The following is a 20,923-nucleotide window of genomic DNA, read 5'->3' on the forward strand; positions in this document are numbered from 1 at the left end:
TTTCTGCGGAGGCCCCCTTGGCTGCATCGCGTATCGGACCGAACATGACCCAGATCGCCAAAGCAGTTGGCGTGTCGTCGGCGACTGTGTCCAACGCGCTTTCTGGCAAGGGTCGTGTATCGGCCGATCTGGTAGAAAAAATCCGCGCAACAGCAGCCGAACTTGGCTATGTCCCCAGCAATGCCGGACGCGCGCTTCGCACGGGGCGATCCAATGTTTTGGGGCTGGTCCTGCCGGATATTTCCAATCCGCTTTTCCCGCAAATCGCACAGGCGATGGAAGTCGCCGCATCCAATGCCGGATACGGGGTTTTGATTGCCGATTCACGCGGTGACGTCACCACCCAGACACAGGCCATCGCACGGCTGATTGAACGCGGCGTTGATGGGCTGGTGGTTATTCCACGCCGCGGGACGCGCATCGGGTCGGTAAGCTGCCCGGTTGCCATGGTCGATACCCCGTCAACACCGGGCAACACCGTTTCAGCCGACCATTGGGAAGGCGGAGCAGAAATCACCCGCCACCTTCAGGACCTTGGCCATCGCAATTTCCTGTTTGTCGGCCATGATCAGGCGTCAAACGTGCAAAATGACCGCATTGGCGGCATGAAAGCCGCCCTTGGTTCCGATACACGCCATCAGACGATCTGGATTGAAACGCTGCTCAACGCGCAGCCAGACCGCACGTCGCTGGGCCTGATGGATCATGTAAAATCCGGTGTTACGGCGATTGCCGCGGTTTCGGATTTGCATGCCTTGCGCGTTCTGACCGAACTGCAAACAGCGGGCATCAAGGTTCCGCAACAGGTCAGCGTTACCGGTTTTGATGATCTGGTGTTTGCCCCGGTGGTTACCCCGTCGCTTACCACGGTGCATATGAACATGACGCAGATCGCACAAATCGCGATTGCCGCCCTGATCACAGAAATCGAAACCCCCAGAACAATTGAACACAATATTGAACACAAGAACGGTGCGGCGGTTTCACACACTGTCAAAGCCGATACGTCCAAGGTTTCCATGGAACTGATGGTGCGCGCCTCAAGCGGCCCGGCAGTTTCACCCGCCACACCAAGCCCGAATGGAGAAATTCTATAATGGCGATTAAAAAGCTGATGATGGCATCTGCCGCGCTGATCCTAAGCGTCACCGCTGCCAAGGCCGAAGAAAAAACCCTGACCATTTCCGTTTATGGTTTTGCACAGGATGCCTTCAAGGAACACCTGTATGAGCCGTTCGAAGAAAAATGTGGCTGTGAACTGGTTGTTGAAACTGGAAACTCCGTCGAACGTCTGGCCAAAATCGAAGCCAACAAGGAAAACCCGGTCATTGATCTGGCGGTGATTTCCATGCGCGATGCGCTTTCTGCGGCACGCAACGGCCTGACCGACAAAATCGACAACAGCAAGCTTGCCAATTTTGACAAGCTTTATGACATTGCCAAAGACCCCAATGGCGATGGCATGAGCATCGGCTACACCTTCTATGCAAGTTCGATCGCCTATCGTTCCGACAAGGTCACCATTGATAGCTGGGCCGATCTTTTGTCTGACGATCTTGCCGGGCGCGTGGCATTGCCAAACGTCACCACGACGCAAGGCCCGCTGACCCTTTATATGCTGGGTAAGGCCCTGGGCGATGAAGACCCGTCGCTTAAAACTCCGATTACCAAGGTTGGCGAGAAAAAAGACGACATCGTCACCTTCTATGTCCGGTCGTCCCAACTGGTTCAGTTGATGCAGCAAGAAGAAATCTGGGCCGCACCGATTGGCCGTTTCGCATGGGCCGGTTTCTCGAAAATGGACATGCCGATCAAATGGGCCACCCCCAAGGAAGGCCAGTCTGGCGGCATGAACGTCATGGTCCTGACCAAAGGCAGCAAGAACCGCGATCTCGCACTTGAGTTCATGGATTTCTGGTTGTCGACCGACATTCAGACCGCCCTGGCCGAGAACCTTGTCGACAGCCCGGCCAACAAGGATGTCGTGGTATCTGATGAGGTTGCCGACAATCTGACCTATGGCGCGGAAACGGTTAAGAACCTCCATCTCATCCCGTCTGAAGTTGCCCTGGATAACCGCGAAAACTGGTTATCGCAATGGAACAACAAGGTCGGTCAATAAGACACCGGATCTGAATTCGGGGCTGGTGACCGCACCTGCCCCGATGATCGATCCAAGACGCTAAACGCGACGCCCCACCTCCCCGTCGCGCCACCATTTACTTAACTTATCGACGACAAGGTTGCTGAGATGTTTCAGAACCGGGCCGAGGCCTTTGCGCTGGTCCTGCCTGCCGCGATCTTTGCCGGTGCCATCTTTTTGGTGCCCGTGGTGATCCTTCTTTCCGAGGGATTCCGATCCGGTGATAGCTGGACAATACAAGCCTATATCGACTTTTTTGCGCAGCCGCTTAATCAGGCGGTATTTCTGCGTACCCTGAAACTTGCCGCCATGGTCACAGTCGCCTCCGCAGTCATCGGTTATGCCGCAGCCTTCGCAATTGTCAATTTGCCGCCCAAGGGCAAAGGCCGCATTACCGGGCTTGTGGTCCTGCCGTTGATGATTTCGCCGGTTGCCCGGACATATGCATGGATCGTCATTCTGGGCCGTACCGGCATTGTCAATGAGGCACTGGTTGCTGTGGGTTTAAGTGATGAACCGATCCGCTTTCTGTTTACCGAAACCGCGGTGTTTATCGGGCTATTGCAACTGTTCTTGCCGTTGATGATCATTTCGCTGATCAGCGCGCTTGAGAACATGCCGCGCGATGCGGTCCCCGCCGCACGGGTTCTGGGTGCGAACTGGCTTCAGGTGTTCACCAAGGTCATCCTGCCACTGACCAAGGAAGGTCTGGTTATTGGCGGAACGCTTGTGTTCACCGGATCCATGACCGCCTATATCACCCCGGCCATTCTGGGTGGGTCAAAAGTTCTGATGCTTGAAACCTTGCTGTATCAGCGTGTGACGATGGCCAATGATTTTGTCTCGGCCTCGGTGATTGCCCTGATCCTGATTGTGATGGCGTTTGCCGCCAACCTTCTGCTCAAACGACTGGCAACTGCAAGGAACAAGCGATGAGTAACAAGCTTTATGCCCCGATCATCCTGTTGCTGGTTCTGGCCTTTTTGATCGGCCCATTCATCATCATCATTGCCGCGTCGCTGTCAGCCGGTGAAACGCTGTCCTTCCCGCCACAGGGATTGTCGTTGCGCTGGGTGATCAAGGTGTTTGAGGTCGAAAGTTTCCGGGCCAGTTTTGGCATTTCGATGTTTCTGGCAATTGGCGGTACGATTGCCGCCCTGATCCTTGGCATTCCGGCAAGCTATGCATTGTCGCGTTACAAGGTACCGGGTGCCGAAACCATCCGCACCATCGTGTCATCGCCAATCATTGTGCCGGGTATCATCGTTGGTTTGGCTTTGCTGCGTTATTTCGTTGTTCCGTTTAATTTCGGCATTCTGTTTGCGCTGTTTCTGGCCCATACCGCGTTGATCCTGCCCTATGCCGTGCGGGTGGTATCGGCCAGCCTGACCAACCTGCGCTCCGACATCGAAGAAGCCGCTGTGCTTTTGGGCTGTTCGCGCGTTGGTGCCTTTTTCCGGGTGGTGATGCCCAATATTCGCGGTGGTATTCTGGCCGCCTTCATTCTGGGGTTTGTCACCAGCTTTAATCAGGTGCCCGTGTCGCTGTTTCTGTCTGGTCCGGGTGTGCGCACCCTGCCAATCGACATGCTCTCCTATATGGAGATCACCTATGACCCATCGGTCGCAGCCCTGTCTGCGCTGCTTGCTTTCATGTCGCTGGGCATTGTCTTTCTGGCCGAACGTTTCCTAGGATTTTCCCGCTATGTCTGATTCCCGTTTTCTGTCTCTTGAAAAACTGACCCTGTCCTATGGCAAAAACGTTGCCGTGCCGGAAATGGACCTTGATATCGCCAAGGGCGAACTTGTCGCCCTGCTTGGCCCGTCGGGCTGTGGCAAAACCACAACCATGCGCGCCATTGCCGGGCTGATGGAACCGGCATCGGGCGCCATTGTTCTGGACGGTACAAACATCACCCGCGTTCCAGCCAACAAGCGCCCGGTCGGGCTGGTGTTTCAATCCTATGCGCTTTTCCCGCATCTCAACGTTTATGAAAACGTCGCCTTTGGCCTGAAACTGATGGGTGTTAAGGGTAAGGACCTTGAAACCCGTGTAAACGATGGCCTTAAAACCGTCGGCCTGTCGCAATATGCCACCCGCAAACCCGCCGAACTTTCCGGTGGGCAGCAACAGCGCGTGTCCCTTGCCCGGTCCATGGTGATGGAACCCAAGGTATTGCTGCTTGATGAGCCGCTTTCGAACCTTGATGCGCGCCTGCGACTTGAAATGCGCACCGAGCTACAGCGTGTGCAAAAAGAAAGCGGCGTGACGATGATTTTTGTTACCCATGATCAGGTCGAAGCCCTTGCCATGGCCGACCGCATCATTGTGATGCTGGATGGTCATATCGAACAAATCGGAACCCCTGAAGACATCTATAACAACCCGGCGTCCGATTTCGTGGCCGACTTTGTTGGTTTTGAAAACGTCTTTGAACGGGTCGGCGACACCATCAAAACCGCAAATGGCGACGTTGCCATTTCGGGCGACATTGATGATGCGACCAAGGGGCTTGCCTGGCGTCCGTCCATGGTCACGTTGGGCGAAGGCCCGTATGAGGGAACCGTGCGCGGCACATCCTTTGCCGGGGGCACGCGCGAATACCTGCTTGATACCCCGCTTGGACAGATCAAGGCCGAATGTGATGCTGCCCTTCCGGCGCATGATTTTGGCGCAGTGCTTAAATTTGACCTTCCGGTCGCCAAAGCCGCCCAGCTTGCCCGCACCGGGAGCTTGTAATGGGACTTTGGATCGACACCGATATGGGGTTTGACGATCTGGCTTCTGTGCTGGTTCTAGCCCATGCCGGACGCCAGATTGACGGCATGTCTTTGATTGCGGGCAACAGTCCGCTTGAAACCGTGCGCAGCAATGCGGCCAGTGCGGCCAAACTGTTTGGCTGGGATTTTCCGATCTTTACTGGGCGTGAAAAGGCTGTTCTGGGGGGGCTTGAAACCGCACAGGCCATCCTTGGCCCACGCGGCATGCAAAGTGCAGGCGCACATTTGCCTGAATGTCGCCCTGTGACTGAACGCTGTGCCTTTGGCGCCCTGTGCGAGTGGCTTGAACAGCCTGCCCCTGAGGATGACAGGAAACATATTCTGGCCCTTGGTCCACTTGGCAACCTTGCCGCTTTGGCCTTGGCCCGTCCAGATTTGGCCTGCAAGATCGACCAGATTACTTGGATGGGCGGTGCGGCGGGGCGCGGCAATCATACTGCCCTTGCCGAATATAATGCCTTTGCCGATCCCGAAGCTCTGGCAATTGTACTGGCCCATGAATTGCCTGTTCGCATGGTTGAACTTGATCTGTGCCGCAAGGTTATTGCGACCCCGGACGATGTCCATGCCATCCGCATTGCTGGCGGCCAGAATGCCAGCCTTTTGGCTGATCTGACCGACGGCTACATCAATATCGGGATTTCACGCGGACGCAGTGGCATGGCGATTTTTGATCCGGTTGCCGCAATTACACTCCTTGACCCTGACGTTGTGCAATTTGCCAACACCCATGTCGCGGTTGATACCAGCCATGGTGTCGCGCGGGGGCAAACCCATATTGACCCCACCGCAACCGCCAAATTCAATGCGCAATATGGTGTGACAGTTGATGCCGATCATGCACGCACCATGATCTTTGACGCGTTAAAGGCAGAAGCTGCAAAATGACAGACAGAAATTCAGAACCCCTTGACCTGCATGACGATGCCTTACGCGCGCGCGCGGTTGCTGCTGCCCGTGGCGATGCCCCGTTTGACGTGCTGATCGTCGGTGGGAAAATCGTTGATATGGTCACCGACGAAATCCGCCTTGCCGATATCGGCATTGTTGGAAAAATGATCGCCAGTGTCCACGAACCCGCCACCCGAAGCGACACCCGCACCCTGATCAGTGCACGGGGCAGGTTTATCAGTCCGGGCCTGATTGACACGCACATGCATGTTGAAAGCTCGATGACCACGCCTGCGACCTATGCCGCAACCGTCGTGCCACGCGGTGTCACCACCACGGTCTGGGACCCGCATGAATTTGGCAATGTGCTGGGGCTTGACGGAGTGCGCTGGGCAACCGATGCGGTGCGTGATTTGCCGTTGCGTGTCCTAACCCTTGCGCCGTCCTGCGTTCCCGCCGCACCGGGGTATGAAGTATCAGGGGCTGATTTTAATGGCGATGCTATGACCGAAATGCTGTCATGGCCAGACATCCATGGCGTTGCCGAGGTCATGAACATGCGCGGCGTCATCGACCGTGATCCGCGCATGAGCAGCATTGTTCAAGCGGGCCTGACATCGCAAAAACTGGTGTGCGGCCATGCACGGGGACTGGAAAACAGCGACCTTACCGCCTTTGTCGCTGCGGGCATAGGATCGGACCATGAGTTGGTGTCAAACGACGATCTGATGGCAAAACTGCGCGCCGGGCTGACGATTGAGATGCGTGGATCGCATGACCATTTGCTGCCGGGGTTTGTGCAAACTCTCAATGAGCTTGGTTTCCTGCCGCAAACCGTCACACTTTGCACAGATGATGTTTTCCCCGATGATCTGGCCAACGCAGGCGGGCTTGATGATGTTGTGCGGCGTTTGGTGCGTTATGGCATAAAACCCCAATGGGCCTTGCGCGCCGCAACGCTGAATGCCGCCACGCGTTTGGGACGCAATGACTTGGGGCTCATTGCCGCCGGACGACGGGCCGATATTGTCATTTTTGATGACCTTGACGACTTTGTCGCCCACACCGTTATTGCCAATGGCAAAATGGTCGCAAAATCTGGTGAACTTCAAACACAGCCCACGGCCCTTGACCCGGCCCCGCTGACCGACACCATGAAGATCGGCACACTGACAGTCGATGATTTCCGCATTGCTGCAACCGGTGACAAAGTCCGTATCGCAACCATTGATCGCCCGCGCTTCACCCGCTGGGGCGAGGTTGAGGCAGACGTCAAAGACGGTTTTGTCATCCCACCCGATGGCACGACTTTGATCGCGGTCGCGCATCGCCATGGCAAGGTTGATGGCACACCACGTGTGGGCCTGTTGGAAAACTGGGGCACATGGCGCGGTGCGGTTTGCACCACTGTTTCACACGACAGCCACAACCTGACTGTTTTTGGCGGCAACCCCAAAGACATGGCAATTGCCGCCAATGCGGTGATCAAGGTCGGTGGTGGAATGGCGGTTGCGTCAAACGGTAAACTCGATGCGATCTTGCCGCTGCCGCTGTGTGGGCTGGTGTCCGACGCCCCGATGGATCAAGTCGCCGAACAATTCTCCCACATCCGGGCGGCCACCGATGCCATCGTTGATTGGAACCCGCCGTATCTGGTGTTCAAGGCGCTGTTTGGCGCGACCCTTGCGTGCAATGCGGGCCCCCACCAAACCGATCGCGGCATTGGCGATGTCGAAATCGGTAAACTTCTGGAAACGCCGGTGCTGGGTTCCCAGTAATCCGCAATGGTTCTATCAAACAAAACGGGCGCAAGATTTTGCGCCCGTTTTGTTTTTGATGCCGAGCATCACCCGTTTACTCACGTAAGGTCAGGATCGAATACCGAGTTATCAAGGAAACTGTCCGGTCCGACAAACGCGCGGTCGTCAGCACCATTTGTGCCTTCTACCCGCCAATCATGTGCCGGGACTGCAACATCAAGCCCCTTAACTGCCGTACGATACAGATCCGGGCGATAGACCTGCCGGATCACCTGATTAAGGTCGGTGCTGGCGGGCACCTGCCCCCATCGTTTCATCTGTGCGCCGACCCAGCTTGCCTGTGACAACCACGGGAAGGTCGCGGTATAGCGATAAAAAACATGCCGATCCGGCACCTCAATCGGGGCTTCGCCGGGGCGAAGTACCGGACGCCCGTCAAGTGACGCCTTAAGCACATCATAGGGTGCACCGACATTGGATTCTTCTGACAACATCTGGGCAAGTTCCGCGCGATTGCCCGGCTCATCGGCCCACTCCGCCGCCCGGACAAGGGCCCGCACAAGGGCCGAAACCATATCAGGATTCGAATCCACCCAGTCCTGCCGCACACCAAGGACCTTTTCCGGACTGCGCGACCAGATGTCGTCTTTCAACGCGACAATGACCCCATCACCATGGAAAACCGCCCGCTGGTTCCATGGCTCCCCGACGCAATAGCCATCCACCCAGCCATTGCGCAGACTGTCGAACATGCGTTGTGGCGCAATCACCCCGATATTGACATCCTTGTCCGGGTCAATCCCGGCAGCTGCCATCCAGTAGCGCAGTTCGTAATTATGGCTTGAGAACGGGAAAACAGTTGCAAATGACATGACCGGGCGGCCCGATGCCCGGTCTTCGTCGATGACTTTTTTCAACGCGCGCGCCGATAAGCCGCGCGGCCCGTGCATCGACACCGGATCGGCTTCAAGCATCCGTTGATATAGCCGCGTGGACACCGTGATCGCATTGCCTCCCCGGCCAAGCGCCATCGGCACGACAAGGTGCTGCACTGGAACCCCACCCAATCCAAGACGGGCTGCAATCGGGATACCGGCCAAAAGGTGGGCGGCCTCATAAACGCCATATGACAGCTTGTCACGAATGGCCGCCCACGACATTTCGCGTACCAATTCAAGTTCGATATTTTCCTGATCGGCAAATCCCATGGCGCGCGCAACAACCGGGATGGCGCAATCAACAAGTGGCACGAAGCCAAGACGAACTTTGTTCCCCATTCCCTAAAACTCCAACTGAAACGCGGTGATGACGCTTTGCGCGATCTCATAGATCTTGCGGTTCTGTTTCATGGCGTTCTTTCGAAGAAGGTTATAGGAATCTTCTTCTGTCAGACCCTTTTCCTTCATCAAAATACCTTTGGCCCGCTCAATCAGTTTGCGCTCATTGAGTTTGGCTTTTGCTTCGTCGCGTTCACGGCGCAACTGATCAAAAACATTAAACCGCGAAATTGCCATTTCAACAATTGGACGAATGCGGTCTTCGCGCAACCCGTCCACCACATAGGCACTGACCCCGGCGGCAACCGCTTCGTGGATCATGCTTGAATCACTTTTATCAACGAACATGGCAATCGGGCGCGCAATGGCACGCGATACCTGAAACATCTGTTCAAGCGTATCGCGATCCGGGTTTTCCAGATCAATAATGATGATATCGGGTGCCAGTGCCTGAATACGTTCGACCAGATTGTGAGACGTCCCGATCCGGGCCACACGGGTATAGCCACTTTCAACCAGTCCGCGCTCGACAATCGCCGCACGGTCAGGGTCTTCGTCAATCACCAGAATGTTGAAGTCTTCTGTCCTTACCAAGTTATCCCAAACTCCCTGACGGCCGAGGCCTCTCTGTCTGTGTTATCTTCTCCGGCATTTTTTTCGACCGGTTGAAGGACCGGGATGCGACACAGGCCGCATCCCGAAAAATCATTGTTGTGCGTTCATTCCGCAGGTACCGGCTGACCCGATCCAGATGTGCCCATGCGTTCTGCATGCGCACGATCAAACCGTTGCTGTTCTTCGGCCTGGGTTGCTGCCGAGAAACGAACAGCCAAGGCCGCAAAAGAGCACACAATCACGGCACAACCGAGATAAAAAAGCCCTTCCTGATAGGTGAGCGCCTCGGACTTGAACAAAAAGCCTGCGGCAACCGCACCGGCATTCCCACCCGCACCGACAATACCCGCAACCGAGCCAAGTGCCTTGCGGTTAACGAACGGCACAATACCGAAAGTCGCACCTTCTGACATCTGAACAAACAGCGAGAAGACAATCATCACGGCAACGGCAATGACCAGCGCATCCATCATCGAGAAGGCAACAAGTGCGATACCTTCGACAAACAATGCAAAAAACAGGAATTTGACCCGACCTGAAAGGCCGCCTTTGGCGGCGAACTTATCGGAAAACACGCCACCCAGCGTCCGGGCAAAGATGTTCATCAGGCCAAACAGACCGGCAATCACACCCGCCGTGGCAAGGCTCAGATCAAAACGGTCAAAGAAGTAGATCGCGGCAATATTATTGATGGTCAGCTCAACGCCAAAGCACGCCCCATAAACAAGGAACAAGGCCCAAACGCGATAATCAGACATCGCGGCCATCATGCCTTTGGTCGCCCCGGCATGATCATCCTCGGCTGACAGCGCACCGCTTTTGCGCATTTCGGCATAGTTGCCTTCCGGGCAATCGGTGGTGAAGACCCAGTAAAGTACCGCAACCACAAGCATGATCGCGCCCGGGAAGACCATCGCCAAACGCCAGCCCATGGTTTCGGAAAGCCCAAACCCGAGGATCATGGCAAGGATCAGTGGCATGACCATCTGCGTCACACCACCGCCAAGGTTCCCCCAGCCTGCTGTCGTGGCATTGGCCGTACCGACAACATTGGGCGCAAACATGGTGGAGGTATGATACTGCGTGATCACAAAGGATGCGCCGATTGAACCAATCGCCAGACGCGCAAGCAGGAAGGTTTCATAGCTATCGGCAAGCCCAATCAGCATCACCGGCAGCGACCCAAGCACCAGCAAGCCGGTATAGGTTTTGCGCGGACCGATCTTGTCACACAGTGGGCCGATCAGAAGTCGCACAAGAACCGTGATGGCAACCGATGCAATGATCGTACTGCCGATTTCACTTTTGCTTAAGCCTAGATCATCGCGGACCAGCGGCATCAGCGGTGCGATCCCGAACCAGCCGAAAAAGCACAGGAAAAATGAAAGCCAGGTCAGGTGAAAAGTGCGCATCTGGACAGTCTTGAGACTGAACAGGTTTATGCGTGTAGCCTTGTTCTTGATTTCCATAACGGTGAAGCCCTTCGTTTTGGTCGAACAGAGCATCTTGAGTGCCGTGAACAACCGACGGTTTTTGCTATGGGCCTTCATGCTTCATCAGATGGATTCCGCAGGCGGCCCGTCATTCGGATCGAACGCGCTGCGCGGTCATCGCGCGGCAGTTCCAAACGTCTGATCGTCCGCCGTTGGACGAAGAACTGTGAGCCACCCGTCATTGGGCCTGCTTTCGTCAAAGCTGCTCACACGGAAATAGGATGTGCAAACACCGCGCCAATTTTTCCGCGATGCGGGATAAAACTTTCAACATATTGAAATATAACAATTTTAACTGATCGCGACTGCAACGTAAAAAATGGAACGCCTGAAAATCAGGCGAATATGCACAAAAATAAATCACTCATATTTTGTGCTGTTTATTTTTTGTGCGATTTACTGCTTTGCTCGAATATCAGGCAATCGCTACTTTCCATGATCCTTCATATATCTCAGTTGCTTACGAGATAATTTACCGAAATTCACATTCTGGCACGGCACTTGAATACAGAAACACATGAGCGCGGGCAGTGTCGCCTGCAGCTCCGGCCAAGATGCCGATCCTATATATAAAGAATCCAATGACGGGTTCCCCGGATAATGACGTCCGTTGCGACATGCCTTTTTCGAAGGCAGACCGCATCGGGCGTTTTTTTGTGCCAACTTCGCATCCCGCGACGAGGAGCCAGAGACAAATGAACCACGTCCCTGCAGCAATAAAGACCGCAAAAGCCCGCCTGGTTGTCATCGGCAACGGCATGGCCGGCATGCGCACCGTAGAAGAAATCCTGTCCCGCAATCCGGACAAATACGACATCACCGTTTTCGGCGCAGAGCCCCGGGTTAACTACAACCGCATCATGCTGTCGCCGTTGTTGTCAGGTGAAAAGGGTTTCGATGAAATCGTCATCAACACGCCGGAATGGTACAGAGAAAACAACATTCACCTTTATTCCGGTGATCCCGTCGTTTCGATTGACCGCAACCGTAAGGTTGTTATTTCCAAAAGCGGAACGGAAACCGAATATGACCGGCTGTTGCTGGCCACCGGTTCCGATCCGATCATTATTCCGGTCCCCGGCCACAAACTGAATGGCGTTGTCACTTTCCGTGATGTCGATGATGTCGATACCATGCTGGGTGCTGCCGCCAAAGGTGGCCCTGCGGTCGTGATCGGTGGCGGGCTTCTTGGCCTTGAGGCCGCGGTTGGTTTGCAGGCACGCGGCATGAACGTAACGGTCCTGCATCTTGCGGGCCATGTCATGGAACGCCAACTTGATCCGTCGGCGGGTTACCTTCTTGCGCAGGAGCTCGAGCGCCGCGGCATCAAGGTCATTACCGCTGCCGATACAGGCGAAATCGTTGGCACCGAAAACGTTACCGGCGTTCGCCTTAAGGACGGAACCATGATCCCGGCGGATCTGGTGGTTATGGCTGTTGGTATTCGCCCCAATGGACGCCTTGCCACGGATGCCGGGCTTACCGTTGAACGCGGCATTGTCGTTGATGATGTGATGACCACCAGTGATCCGGCCGTTTTCGCGGTTGGTGAATGCGTACAGCATCGTGGTCAATGCTATGGCCTTGTGGCCCCATTGTTTGAGATGGCCAAATCCTGTGCCGATCATTTGGTTGAAATCGAAACTCTTGGCTATGCCGGTTCGGTCACCTCGACCAAGCTGAAGGTGACCGGCGTTGATGTTTTCTCTGCCGGGGATTTTTCGGGCGGCGGTGACACCGAAGAAATCGTGTTCCGCGATGCTGGTCGCGGTGTTTACAAGCGTATCGTTCTTGAAGACGGCAAGATCAAGGGTGCGGTCCTTTATGGCGACACATCAGATGGTGGCTGGTACTTCCAGCTAATGAAAGACGGGCAGGACGTCACCGAATTGCGTGACACGCTTGCCTTTGGTCAGGCATTCGCCGGGGGTGCTGCCGGAAACCCGCTTGATGCCGTTGCAGCCCTGCCAGATGATGCAGAAATTTGCGGCTGCAACGGCATTTGCAAAGGATCCATCGTTTCGGCCATCACTGAAAAGGGGCTCACCACCCTTGATGAGGTCAAGGGCCATACCAAGGCATCTGCGTCCTGTGGGTCATGCTCCGGTCTGGTTGAAAACCTGCTGGCAGCGACCTTGGGCGGCGATTATCAGGTCGCAACCGTCAAACCGATTTGCACCTGCACCGAACATGATCATGACAGCGTGCGCCGTCTGATCGTTGCCAAGAAACTGAAATCCATGCCCGCCGTCATGCAGGAACTCGAATGGGCTTCGTCGGATGGGTGCCATGTCTGCCGTCCGGCGTTAAATTACTATCTTCTGGCGGCCTGGCCGAACGAATATGTTGATCACGGTGCATCGCGCTTTATCAACGAACGTGTTCACGCCAACATCCAAAAAGACGGCACCTATTCGGTTATTCCGCGCATGTGGGGTGGCTTGACCAACCCGCGCGAATTGCGCGCCATTGCCGATGTTGCCGACAAGTTTGAAATCCCGACCGTCAAGGTCACCGGCGGGCAACGCATTGACCTTCTGGGTGTGAAAAAAGAAGACCTTCCGGGCGTCTGGACCGATCTGAATGCGGCGGGTATGGTATCGGGTCATGCCTATGGCAAATCACTGCGTACCGTCAAAAGCTGCGTCGGGCAGGAATGGTGCCGCTTTGGCACCCAGATGTCGCTCAGCATGGCGGTTGAACTTGAAAAAATGACCTGGGGATCATGGATGCCCCATAAATTCAAGATGGCCGTATCGGGCTGCCCGCGTAACTGTGCCGAAGCCACGATCAAGGATTTTGGTGTGGTTGCGACCGACGGCGGCTGGGACCTTCATGTTGGCGGCAATGGCGGCATTCACGTCAAGGCGACCGAGCTTCTGTGCAAAGTTACCACCGACGAGGAGGTCATGGAATATTGCGGTGCCTTCATCCAGCTATACCGCGAAGAAGCCCGTTATCTTGAACGAACCGCACCGTGGATCGAGCGGGTTGGCCTGAAACATGTTCAGGACCAGATGGTCGATGATGCTGCCAATCGCAAGGCGCTGTTTGATCGCTTCGAGGTCAGTCAGCAAAAAGCACAAATAGATCCATGGGCCGAACGCGCGAGCCAAGGCGTTGATGCCCATGAATTCACCCCCCTTCCCATGGTCGCAGCGGAGTAGGAAAATGACAGACATTCTAAGCTGGATTGATGTCGGGCCTATCGCCAACATCCCGCGCCAAGGCGCCCGCACCCTGCAAACCGAAACCGACCGGATTGCAATTTTCCGCACCCTTGATGATCAGGTCTACGCGCTTCTTGACCGCTGCCCGCACAAACAGGGACCGCTGGCGCAGGGCATTGTTCATGGTCATTTCGTGACCTGCCCGCTGCACAATATGGTTTTCTCGCTTGAAACCGGTGAGGCACAGGGCCCAGATGATGGCTGTGCGGCCAAGGTCGAATGCCAAATCGTTGATGGGACCGTGCGTGTCGGGCTAACCGAACTGCAAGCCGGACTGCGCCATGCGGGATGAGGTCAAAACAACCTGCCCCTATTGCGGTGTTGGCTGTGGCCTGATCATTTCGCCAACCCGTGATGGATTTGCTGTCGGGGGTGATCCCGAGCACCCGGCCAACTTTGGGCGAATATGCTCCAAAGGGGCCGCGCTGATTGATACGATCACGGCGGAAACCAAACGTGATTTCCGGTTACTCGAACCGGAGGTCGATGGTGAAAGAACCGATTGGTCCACCGCCATATCCGCAACCGCCGACCGCCTGCGCGACACCATCGCGCAGCACGGGCCAAAGTCAGTGGCACTTTATGTTTCCGGTCAACTTCTGACCGAGGATTACTATGTCGCCAACAAACTGATTAAGGGCTTCATCGGATCGCCCCATATCGACACCAATTCGCGCCTGTGCATGGCATCAACGGTGGTCGGGCACAAACGTGCGTTTGGTGCGGACGTGGTGCCGGGCTGCTACGAAGATTTGGAAATTGCCGATCTGGTCATTCTGACCGGATCGAATTTGGCATGGTGTCATCCGGTGCTTAATCAGCGCCTGCGCGCAGCCAAGGAAAAGCACGGCACGAAGATTATCGTGATTGATCCACGCCGCACGGCAAGTTGCGATATTGCCGACTTGCACCTGCCGATCAAACCGGGCAGCGACGTTGCCCTGTTTAACGGTTTGCTGGCATGGCTTGATCAGACTGGCAATACCGACCTTAAATACGTCGCACGCCATGTTAGCGGCTATGAACAGGCCGTGGCAGAGGCCCGCGCCGACTGCCCCGATCTCGAGACAACCGCAAAAAAATGCGGGCTCGACACCCACGACAGCGCTGATGCATTCGGCTCAGGTCTGGGGAAACTGGAAACGTTCTTTAGCTGGTTTTCTGCATTTGATCGCACCGTGACGGTGTTTTCACAAGGGGTCAACCAATCCTCAAGCGGGTCGGACAAGGTCAATTCGATCCTTAATTGCCATTTGGCAACCGGTCGTGTCGGCAAACCGGGCTCCAGCCCGTTTTCGGTCACTGGCCAGCCCAACGCCATGGGCGGGCGCGAGGTTGGCGGCCTTGCCAATCAGCTTGCCGCCCACATGAACCCCAATGATCCGGTTGATGTCGATCGCGTCAAACGGTTCTGGAAATCAGACGTTCTGGAACCGGGCGAAGGCCTTAAGGCCGTCGATATGTTTCGCGCGATTGAAACCGGCGAGATCAAGGCCGTCTGGATCATGGCCACCAATCCGGCCGTCAGCCTGCCCGACGCTGATCGGGTTCGTCTGGCTCTGTCGCGCTGCCCGTTGGTGATTGTATCGGACGTGGTCAGCGATACCGATACATTGCGCCACGCCCATATCAAGTTGCCCGCATCCGGCTGGGCGGAAAAATCGGGCACGGTGACCAATTCCGAACGCCGTATTTCACGCCAACGCCCCTTCCGCGATGCTCAGGGCAATGCCAAACCCGATTGGTGGATCATGTCCGAAGTTGCCAAATCCATGGGATACGGCAAATCGTTCAAATATAGCGGTCCAAGTGATATTTTCGCCGAACATGCCGCCCTGTCAGAATTTGAAAATGATGGGCTGCGCGCCTTTGACATTGGCGTCTGGCACAAGGCAAAAAAATCCGCCTATGACGCAATGGAGCCCTTCCAATGGCCCGCATCGCGCAAGAACCAGCCTAGTACCGGCGCTGAACGCCTTTATGGCAATGGCATTTTCACCACATCAAGTGGCCGTGCAAAAATGATCGGGGTTGAACATATCATCCCGCAATCACAAACAAGTGCCGATTTCCCATTGGTCGCCAACAGTGGTCGCTACCGCGATCAATGGCACACCATGACACGCACTGGAACGGCAGCACGCCTGTCGGCCCACCGCCCCGAACCGCTGCTTGAAATCTGCGCTGAGGATGCCGCTCGTTACCGGGTCAAAGATGGCGGCCTCGCCCGGATCAACAGCAAACACGGCACATCATTGATGCGTGTTGCAATCACGGACGCGCAGGCCCCCGGACAGGTTTTCGTTCCGATGCACTGGAACGATGTCTACTCGGCCGCGGGTGGGATTGGTCGGCTCACGCCCCCCAATGTCGACCCCCATTCGGGCCAACCCGAAACCAAATATACCCCGGTATCCGTCGAACCCTTTGTCGCGAAATGGCAAGGTTTGCTGTTTTCCAACACACCAGTTGATCTTGGCAACCTGCCCTATTGGGTCGGAGCAACCGGACAAGGCAGCATGATCTATGAAATCGCCGGCGAACAATCATTCATGTTCAAATCACTTCTACCCATGGCGGCCAACACCAACGATGAACAGATCATTGAATATAGCGACAGCAAAAAAGGCATTCACCGTTACGCCAGACTGAGCGGTGACCGCATCACCGGTGCGCTGTTCATCGGGCCGGACCGCCCAGCCCTTGGGCGCGACTGGATATCAAACCTGCTGGCGGCAGATGCACTTGCAACGCCGGAACGCAACGCCTTGCTCGCCGGGCGCATGCCCGATGCCGGTGCAATCAATGACCGTCTGATCTGTTCGTGCTTCTCGGTCGGATTGGCCGCCATCAGCAAGGCCATTGTCGACCAAAACGCCGTTTCCCCAACCGATATCGGCCGCTTGCTTCAGGCTGGAACGGGATGTGGTTCCTGTTTGCCGGAAATAAAGGAGATTCTCGATGACGCACTACCGCGCGCCGCTGAATGATCGCATCCGTGATCCGAGCATGGGGACCACCAACCCTGACCGGACCGAAAACTTTACCTATTTCCCGGCTTTCATTCATGTCACCGGCAAGAAGGTTCTTGTTCTTGGCGGCGGTGAAGTCGCCACCGGCAAACTTCGCATTTTAAGTAAAAGTCAGGCCGATATCACGGTCGTCGCACCCGAAATCTGTGACGATATCGCCGTGATGGTGGACGAAGGGCGCATTGTTTGGGAAAGCACGCCCTTCGTTGACACCATGGTCAATGGCGCCGCGATGGTGTTTGACGCCACCGACGATCCATATCTTACCGCACGCGTAAAGGCCGCAACCAAACGGCGCAACATCCTGTTGAATGTTGTCGATAAAACCGCACAGTGTGATTTCATTGTGCCTGCCATCCTTGACCGTTCGCCGGTGATGATCACGATCTCGACCGGGGCCTGTGCCCCGGCACTGGCCCGCATCATTCGTCAGCGTCTTGAGACGGTTCTGCCCGCCACCATGTCGCAGCTTGCCCGAGTTGCACGCGATGCCCGGCAAAAGGTTGCCGATCATTTGCATGACAATGTATCGCGCCAACGGTTCTGGACGCATTTTTTCCAGCGTGGATTACAAACCCACTCTGCACGGTCCATTTGCCCAGAAGACGTCGATCTTGCCCTTCGTCAGTTCGTGCCCGATGGCAGTTCGGCAACTGTCCCCGGCGGCCAAACACTTATGGCGGATGTTCATGTTGATAACGCGTTTGACCTGCCGCATGGCATTGCGCGTGCGATTGAAACCGCCGACATCGTCTTTCACGAAGATCACATTGCCGATGACATCCTGACCCTTGCGCGTCGCGACGCCACCGTCATCCCGATTGGCTGCATCACGCTTGACGAACACCCCGAACGCAAACGCGAAAGTATTGCCCAGCAATCGAAAATCTTTGCGCGACAGGGTTTTAATATCGTCACCCTGACCCAGCCGATCACCCACTAGCCTTTCTTGCCGTGGACTTATGGCTCCCTGTCATCCACGCAAACTAAAAGCCGCGTAAGTTTCCTTACGCGGCTTTCTTTCTGCAATCAGCCGATTGCTTATTTCATCGTCGGCATCACAAACTCAGCACCCTTGCGAATGCCGGTCGGCCAGCGTGACGTGATGGTTTTAAGCTTGGTATAGAACCGAACACCTTCCGGGCCATGCATGTGATGATCGCCAAACAGCGATGCCTTCCAGCCGCCAAACGAATGGAACGCCATCGGAACCGGGATCGGTACGTTAATACCGACCATGCCGGTCTGGGTACGTGCGGCAAATTCGCGGGCGGTATCGCCGTCCCGGGTAAAGATCGCAGTCCCGTTGCCGTATTCGTGGCTATCCACAAGATCCGCAGCCGTTTCGAAATCATCGGCACGGACAACTGACAGAACCGGGCCAAAGATTTCTTCCTTGTAGATGCTCATATCCGGGGTCACATCATCAAACAGGGTACCACCGACGAAATAGCCGTCTTCGTAGCCCTGAAGATTGATACCACGGCCATCAACAACCAGTTTGGCACCTTCTTTGACACCCTTGTCGATATAGCCGACAACCTTGTCCCGATGCATCGCGGTGACCAGCGGCCCCATCTCGGCTTTCGGATCCGTACCCGGTGCGACATGCAGTTCATTGATGCGCGGTACGAGCTTCTCAATCAGGGTATCGGCGGTTTCCTTACCGACCGGTACTGCGACCGAAATCGCCATGCAACGTTCGCCAGCCGACCCATAAGCCGCGCCCATCAGGGCATCAACCGCCTGATCCATATCGGCGTCCGGCATAATGATCATGTGGTTTTTCGCACCACCCAGCGCCTGACAGCGTTTGCCCTGCGCAGTTGCGGTTTCATAGATGTATTTCGCAATCGGGGTCGACCCGACAAAGCTGATCGCGGTGACGTCTGCATCAAACAGCAACGCATCAACCGCTTCCTTGTCGCCCTGAACAACGTTGAACACGCCGTCCGGCAAACCGGCCTCGGTCAGCCATTCTGCCATCAAAAGCGACGCAGACGGATCACGTTCAGAGGGTTTGAGGATAAAGCAGTTACCGCACGCAAGGGCCACCGGGAACATCCACATCGGCACCATCGCCGGGAAGTTGAACGGGGTGATACCGGCAACGATACCCAACGGCTGACGCACAGAATGGCTGTCGACCTTGGTACCGACGTTTTCGGTAAATTCACCTTTTAAAAGCTGCGGTGCGCCGGTAGCGAACTCAACAACCTCGATCCCGCGGGTGACTTCGCCCAGCGCATCGGACAAAACCTTGCCGTGTTCGGCGGTGATGGCTGCGGCCAGTTCTTCGGACCGGTCTTCGAGAATGCCAAGGAATTTATTGAGAATACGCGCCCGACGCAGCGGGGTTGTATTCGCCCACTCCGCACGCACAGCCGTCGCCGACTCAACCGCCGCCCGGACTTCGGATTTTGACGCAAGATCGACGGTGCCGCTTTGCGCACCGGTGGCCGGATTGAAAACAGCCGCCGTACGGCCAGATGTTCCGGCAACGCGTTTGCCGCCAATGTAATGGGTAAGCTGGTTGGACATGGGGGTTCCTCCCGATAAACCTGATTTTTCGATTGCCTGATCGTATGACCGGCAAAGTGGCGACATTATGGGTATGCACACCGATGCACATCAATTATCATTTATGCAAATTCGATGTGCAATTTTTAAAGTCATCAGTTCTCATAAGGATTTGATCGTGGATTGGGATCGCTTTCGCATTTTTCTGGCCGTTGCCCGGCAGGGACAAATCCTTGCCGCTGCCCGTCAGCTTGGCCTCAACCATGCCACCGTCGGGCGGCAGTTGACCGCGCTTGAACATGACCTTGGCACGAAGCTGATTGAGCGGCGCACCACCGGGTCGGAGCTGACCACGGCCGGGCGGGAACTGATGATCGCGGCGGAGACAGCTGAATCTGCGTTTTTACGTGCTGGCACGGCAGTGTCGAACCAGACCGAAACCATCAGCGGCACGGTCCGTGTTGGCGTCCCTGACGGGTTGGGGAACTATTTCCTCGCAAGCGAGATGGCGGCATTTGCCGCCCAGCATGCCGACCTTGTCATTCAGCTTGTGCCGCTGCCGCGCACCTTTTCCCTGTCCCAACGCGAAGCTGACATCGCCATTACCCTTGACCGCCCCAAACAGGGCCGTCTGGTGATCAAGAAACTGACCGATTACACCCTCAGCGTCTATGCCACACAGGCCTATGTCGATCAGTTCGGCACCGTCAAAACCGAGGCTGACCTGACCGACCGCCTGTTTGTCACACATATCGAAGATTTGATTTACAGCCGCGCACTTGATTACGCTGCGCGCCTTGGCAAACTGATGCGCCGTCGCTTTGAATGCGGCAGTGTGGTCGCCCAGATGGAGGCCGTGCGCAACGGTCACGGCATCGGCATCCTGCATGATTACGCCACCCAGGGCATCCCTGACCTGATCCGTTTGCTGCCTGAAATCCGGTTCACCCGCAATTACTGGATGCTGCAACATCCCGACACCAAAGACACCAGAAGTGTTGCCGCCGTTGCCGAACATCTTACCCGTGTTGTGCGTGCGGCGCGTGATCGGTTTATTGTCGCCTGACAGCATGCAAAAACAGGCGCAAGGACATCATTCCTTGCGCCTGTTTTTGTGTCGCATCTTTTATCAAGCGGTCGCTGCTACGTTAGGGCGACAGCAAAAACTCACTTAATCAGATG

Annotated in this window: 16 protein-coding genes; 12 read left to right on the top strand and 4 right to left on the bottom strand. The window is 55.8% G+C overall.

What is annotated here, in order from left to right; all coding sequences use genetic code 11:
• The first annotated feature begins 17 nt into the window (after nucleotides 1-17).
• The 7 genes from AMM48_RS12030 (at nucleotide 18) to AMM48_RS12060 (ending at nucleotide 7,592) form a co-directional block, all read left to right on the top strand.
• On the top strand, nucleotides 18-1,097 hold the full coding sequence (locus AMM48_RS12030; protein ID WP_244271214.1) for a LacI family DNA-binding transcriptional regulator: 1,080 nt from the start codon (nucleotides 18-20) through the stop codon (nucleotides 1,095-1,097).
• The gene (locus AMM48_RS12035) at nucleotides 1,097-2,122 is read left to right on the top strand and encodes an ABC transporter substrate-binding protein (RefSeq protein ID WP_244271215.1); all 1,026 of its coding nucleotides are present in this window, start codon (nucleotides 1,097-1,099) and stop codon (nucleotides 2,120-2,122) included. Before AMM48_RS12030 ends, AMM48_RS12035 begins: the two co-directional genes overlap by 1 nt.
• A gap of 129 nt (nucleotides 2,123-2,251) precedes the next feature.
• The gene (locus tag AMM48_RS12040) at nucleotides 2,252-3,079 is read left to right on the top strand and encodes an ABC transporter permease (RefSeq protein ID WP_102784234.1); all 828 of its coding nucleotides are present in this window, start codon (nucleotides 2,252-2,254) and stop codon (nucleotides 3,077-3,079) included.
• The gene (locus AMM48_RS12045; protein WP_101302772.1) at nucleotides 3,076-3,855 is read left to right on the top strand and encodes an ABC transporter permease; all 780 of its coding nucleotides are present in this window, start codon (nucleotides 3,076-3,078) and stop codon (nucleotides 3,853-3,855) included. The genes AMM48_RS12040 and AMM48_RS12045 overlap by 4 nt, the downstream gene beginning before the upstream one ends.
• Nucleotides 3,848-4,882: an ABC transporter ATP-binding protein gene (locus AMM48_RS12050; RefSeq protein WP_102784235.1), complete on the top strand. Its 1,035-nt coding sequence runs from the start codon at nucleotides 3,848-3,850 to the stop codon at nucleotides 4,880-4,882. Before AMM48_RS12045 ends, AMM48_RS12050 begins: the two co-directional genes overlap by 8 nt.
• Nucleotides 4,882-5,811: a nucleoside hydrolase gene (locus AMM48_RS12055; protein ID WP_102784236.1), complete on the top strand. Its 930-nt coding sequence runs from the start codon at nucleotides 4,882-4,884 to the stop codon at nucleotides 5,809-5,811. Before AMM48_RS12050 ends, AMM48_RS12055 begins: the two co-directional genes overlap by 1 nt.
• Nucleotides 5,808-7,592: an adenine deaminase C-terminal domain-containing protein gene (locus tag AMM48_RS12060; protein ID WP_102784237.1), complete on the top strand. Its 1,785-nt coding sequence runs from the start codon at nucleotides 5,808-5,810 to the stop codon at nucleotides 7,590-7,592. The genes AMM48_RS12055 and AMM48_RS12060 overlap by 4 nt, the downstream gene beginning before the upstream one ends.
• Before the next feature lie 80 nt (nucleotides 7,593-7,672).
• Here AMM48_RS12060 and AMM48_RS12065 read toward each other — a convergent pair whose 3' ends face one another.
• From AMM48_RS12065 to AMM48_RS12075, 3 genes are all read right to left on the bottom strand, one after another.
• Nucleotides 7,673-8,851, bottom strand: a complete 1,179-nt coding sequence (locus tag AMM48_RS12065) for a CmpA/NrtA family ABC transporter substrate-binding protein (RefSeq protein WP_102784238.1) — start codon at nucleotides 8,849-8,851, stop codon at nucleotides 7,673-7,675.
• Between the two features lie 3 nt (nucleotides 8,852-8,854).
• Nucleotides 8,855-9,445 (bottom strand): ANTAR domain-containing protein, encoded by a 591-nt coding sequence (locus AMM48_RS12070; RefSeq protein ID WP_022731449.1) that lies wholly within the window; start codon nucleotides 9,443-9,445, stop codon nucleotides 8,855-8,857.
• Between the two features lie 125 nt (nucleotides 9,446-9,570).
• Entirely contained in the window at nucleotides 9,571-10,878 is a 1,308-nt protein-coding gene (locus AMM48_RS12075) for a NarK family nitrate/nitrite MFS transporter (RefSeq protein ID WP_240626433.1), read from the bottom strand.
• Nucleotides 10,879-11,654: 776 nt separating this feature from the next.
• Here AMM48_RS12075 and nirB point away from each other — a divergent pair.
• Genes nirB through AMM48_RS12095 form a run of 4 tightly spaced genes read left to right on the top strand, consistent with a single transcriptional unit; the run spans nucleotide 11,655 to nucleotide 18,164 of the window.
• Entirely contained in the window at nucleotides 11,655-14,126 is a 2,472-nt protein-coding gene (gene nirB / locus AMM48_RS12080; RefSeq protein WP_102784239.1) for a nitrite reductase large subunit NirB, read from the top strand.
• Between the two features lie 4 nt (nucleotides 14,127-14,130).
• Entirely contained in the window at nucleotides 14,131-14,481 is a 351-nt protein-coding gene (gene nirD / locus AMM48_RS12085; RefSeq protein ID WP_102784240.1) for a nitrite reductase small subunit NirD, read from the top strand.
• On the top strand, nucleotides 14,471-17,179 hold the full coding sequence (locus AMM48_RS12090) for a nitrate reductase (RefSeq protein ID WP_102784241.1): 2,709 nt from the start codon (nucleotides 14,471-14,473) through the stop codon (nucleotides 17,177-17,179). Before nirD ends, AMM48_RS12090 begins: the two co-directional genes overlap by 11 nt.
• A complete protein-coding gene (locus AMM48_RS12095) occupies nucleotides 17,151-18,164 on the top strand; it encodes an NAD(P)-dependent oxidoreductase (RefSeq protein WP_102784242.1) in 1,014 nt (337 codons plus the stop codon). Before AMM48_RS12090 ends, AMM48_RS12095 begins: the two co-directional genes overlap by 29 nt.
• Before the next feature lie 98 nt (nucleotides 18,165-18,262).
• Here AMM48_RS12095 and AMM48_RS12100 read toward each other — a convergent pair whose 3' ends face one another.
• Nucleotides 18,263-19,762 (bottom strand): CoA-acylating methylmalonate-semialdehyde dehydrogenase, encoded by a 1,500-nt coding sequence (locus tag AMM48_RS12100; RefSeq protein WP_102784243.1) that lies wholly within the window; start codon nucleotides 19,760-19,762, stop codon nucleotides 18,263-18,265.
• 157 nt (nucleotides 19,763-19,919) lie between these two features.
• Here AMM48_RS12100 and AMM48_RS12105 point away from each other — a divergent pair, with 157 nt between their 5' ends.
• Nucleotides 19,920-20,807, top strand: a complete 888-nt coding sequence (locus tag AMM48_RS12105) for a LysR family transcriptional regulator (protein WP_102784503.1) — start codon at nucleotides 19,920-19,922, stop codon at nucleotides 20,805-20,807.
• The last annotated feature ends 116 nt before the right edge of the window (nucleotides 20,808-20,923 follow it).

The sequence above is a fragment of the Thalassospira sp. GB04J01 genome (genome assembly GCF_000751115.1).
GTDB classification, from domain to species: domain Bacteria; phylum Pseudomonadota; class Alphaproteobacteria; order Rhodospirillales; family Thalassospiraceae; genus Thalassospira; species Thalassospira lucentensis.

What these genes read in the sequence shown, in the direction of transcription:
- AMM48_RS12035 (WP_244271215.1), top strand. Translation starts at nt 1,097, where the DNA reads ATGGCGATTAAAAAGCTGATGATGGCATCTGCCGCGCTGATCCTAAGC.
- AMM48_RS12040 (WP_102784234.1), top strand. Translation starts at nt 2,252, where the DNA reads ATGTTTCAGAACCGGGCCGAGGCCTTTGCGCTGGTCCTGCCTGCCGCG.
- AMM48_RS12045 (WP_101302772.1), top strand. Translation starts at nt 3,076, where the DNA reads ATGAGTAACAAGCTTTATGCCCCGATCATCCTGTTGCTGGTTCTGGCC.
- AMM48_RS12050 (WP_102784235.1), top strand. Translation starts at nt 3,848, where the DNA reads ATGTCTGATTCCCGTTTTCTGTCTCTTGAAAAACTGACCCTGTCCTAT.
- AMM48_RS12055 (WP_102784236.1), top strand. Translation starts at nt 4,882, where the DNA reads ATGGGACTTTGGATCGACACCGATATGGGGTTTGACGATCTGGCTTCT.
- AMM48_RS12060 (WP_102784237.1), top strand. Translation starts at nt 5,808, where the DNA reads ATGACAGACAGAAATTCAGAACCCCTTGACCTGCATGACGATGCCTTA.
- AMM48_RS12065 (WP_102784238.1), bottom strand. Translation starts at nt 8,851, where the DNA reads ATGGGGAACAAAGTTCGTCTTGGCTTCGTGCCACTTGTTGATTGCGCC.
- AMM48_RS12075 (WP_240626433.1), bottom strand. Translation starts at nt 10,878, where the DNA reads ATGCGCACTTTTCACCTGACCTGGCTTTCATTTTTCCTGTGCTTTTTC.
- nirB (WP_102784239.1), top strand. Translation starts at nt 11,655, where the DNA reads ATGAACCACGTCCCTGCAGCAATAAAGACCGCAAAAGCCCGCCTGGTT.
- nirD (WP_102784240.1), top strand. Translation starts at nt 14,131, where the DNA reads ATGACAGACATTCTAAGCTGGATTGATGTCGGGCCTATCGCCAACATC.
- AMM48_RS12090 (WP_102784241.1), top strand. Translation starts at nt 14,471, where the DNA reads ATGCGGGATGAGGTCAAAACAACCTGCCCCTATTGCGGTGTTGGCTGT.
- AMM48_RS12095 (WP_102784242.1), top strand. Translation starts at nt 17,151, where the DNA reads ATGACGCACTACCGCGCGCCGCTGAATGATCGCATCCGTGATCCGAGC.
- AMM48_RS12100 (WP_102784243.1), bottom strand. Translation starts at nt 19,762, where the DNA reads ATGTCCAACCAGCTTACCCATTACATTGGCGGCAAACGCGTTGCCGGA.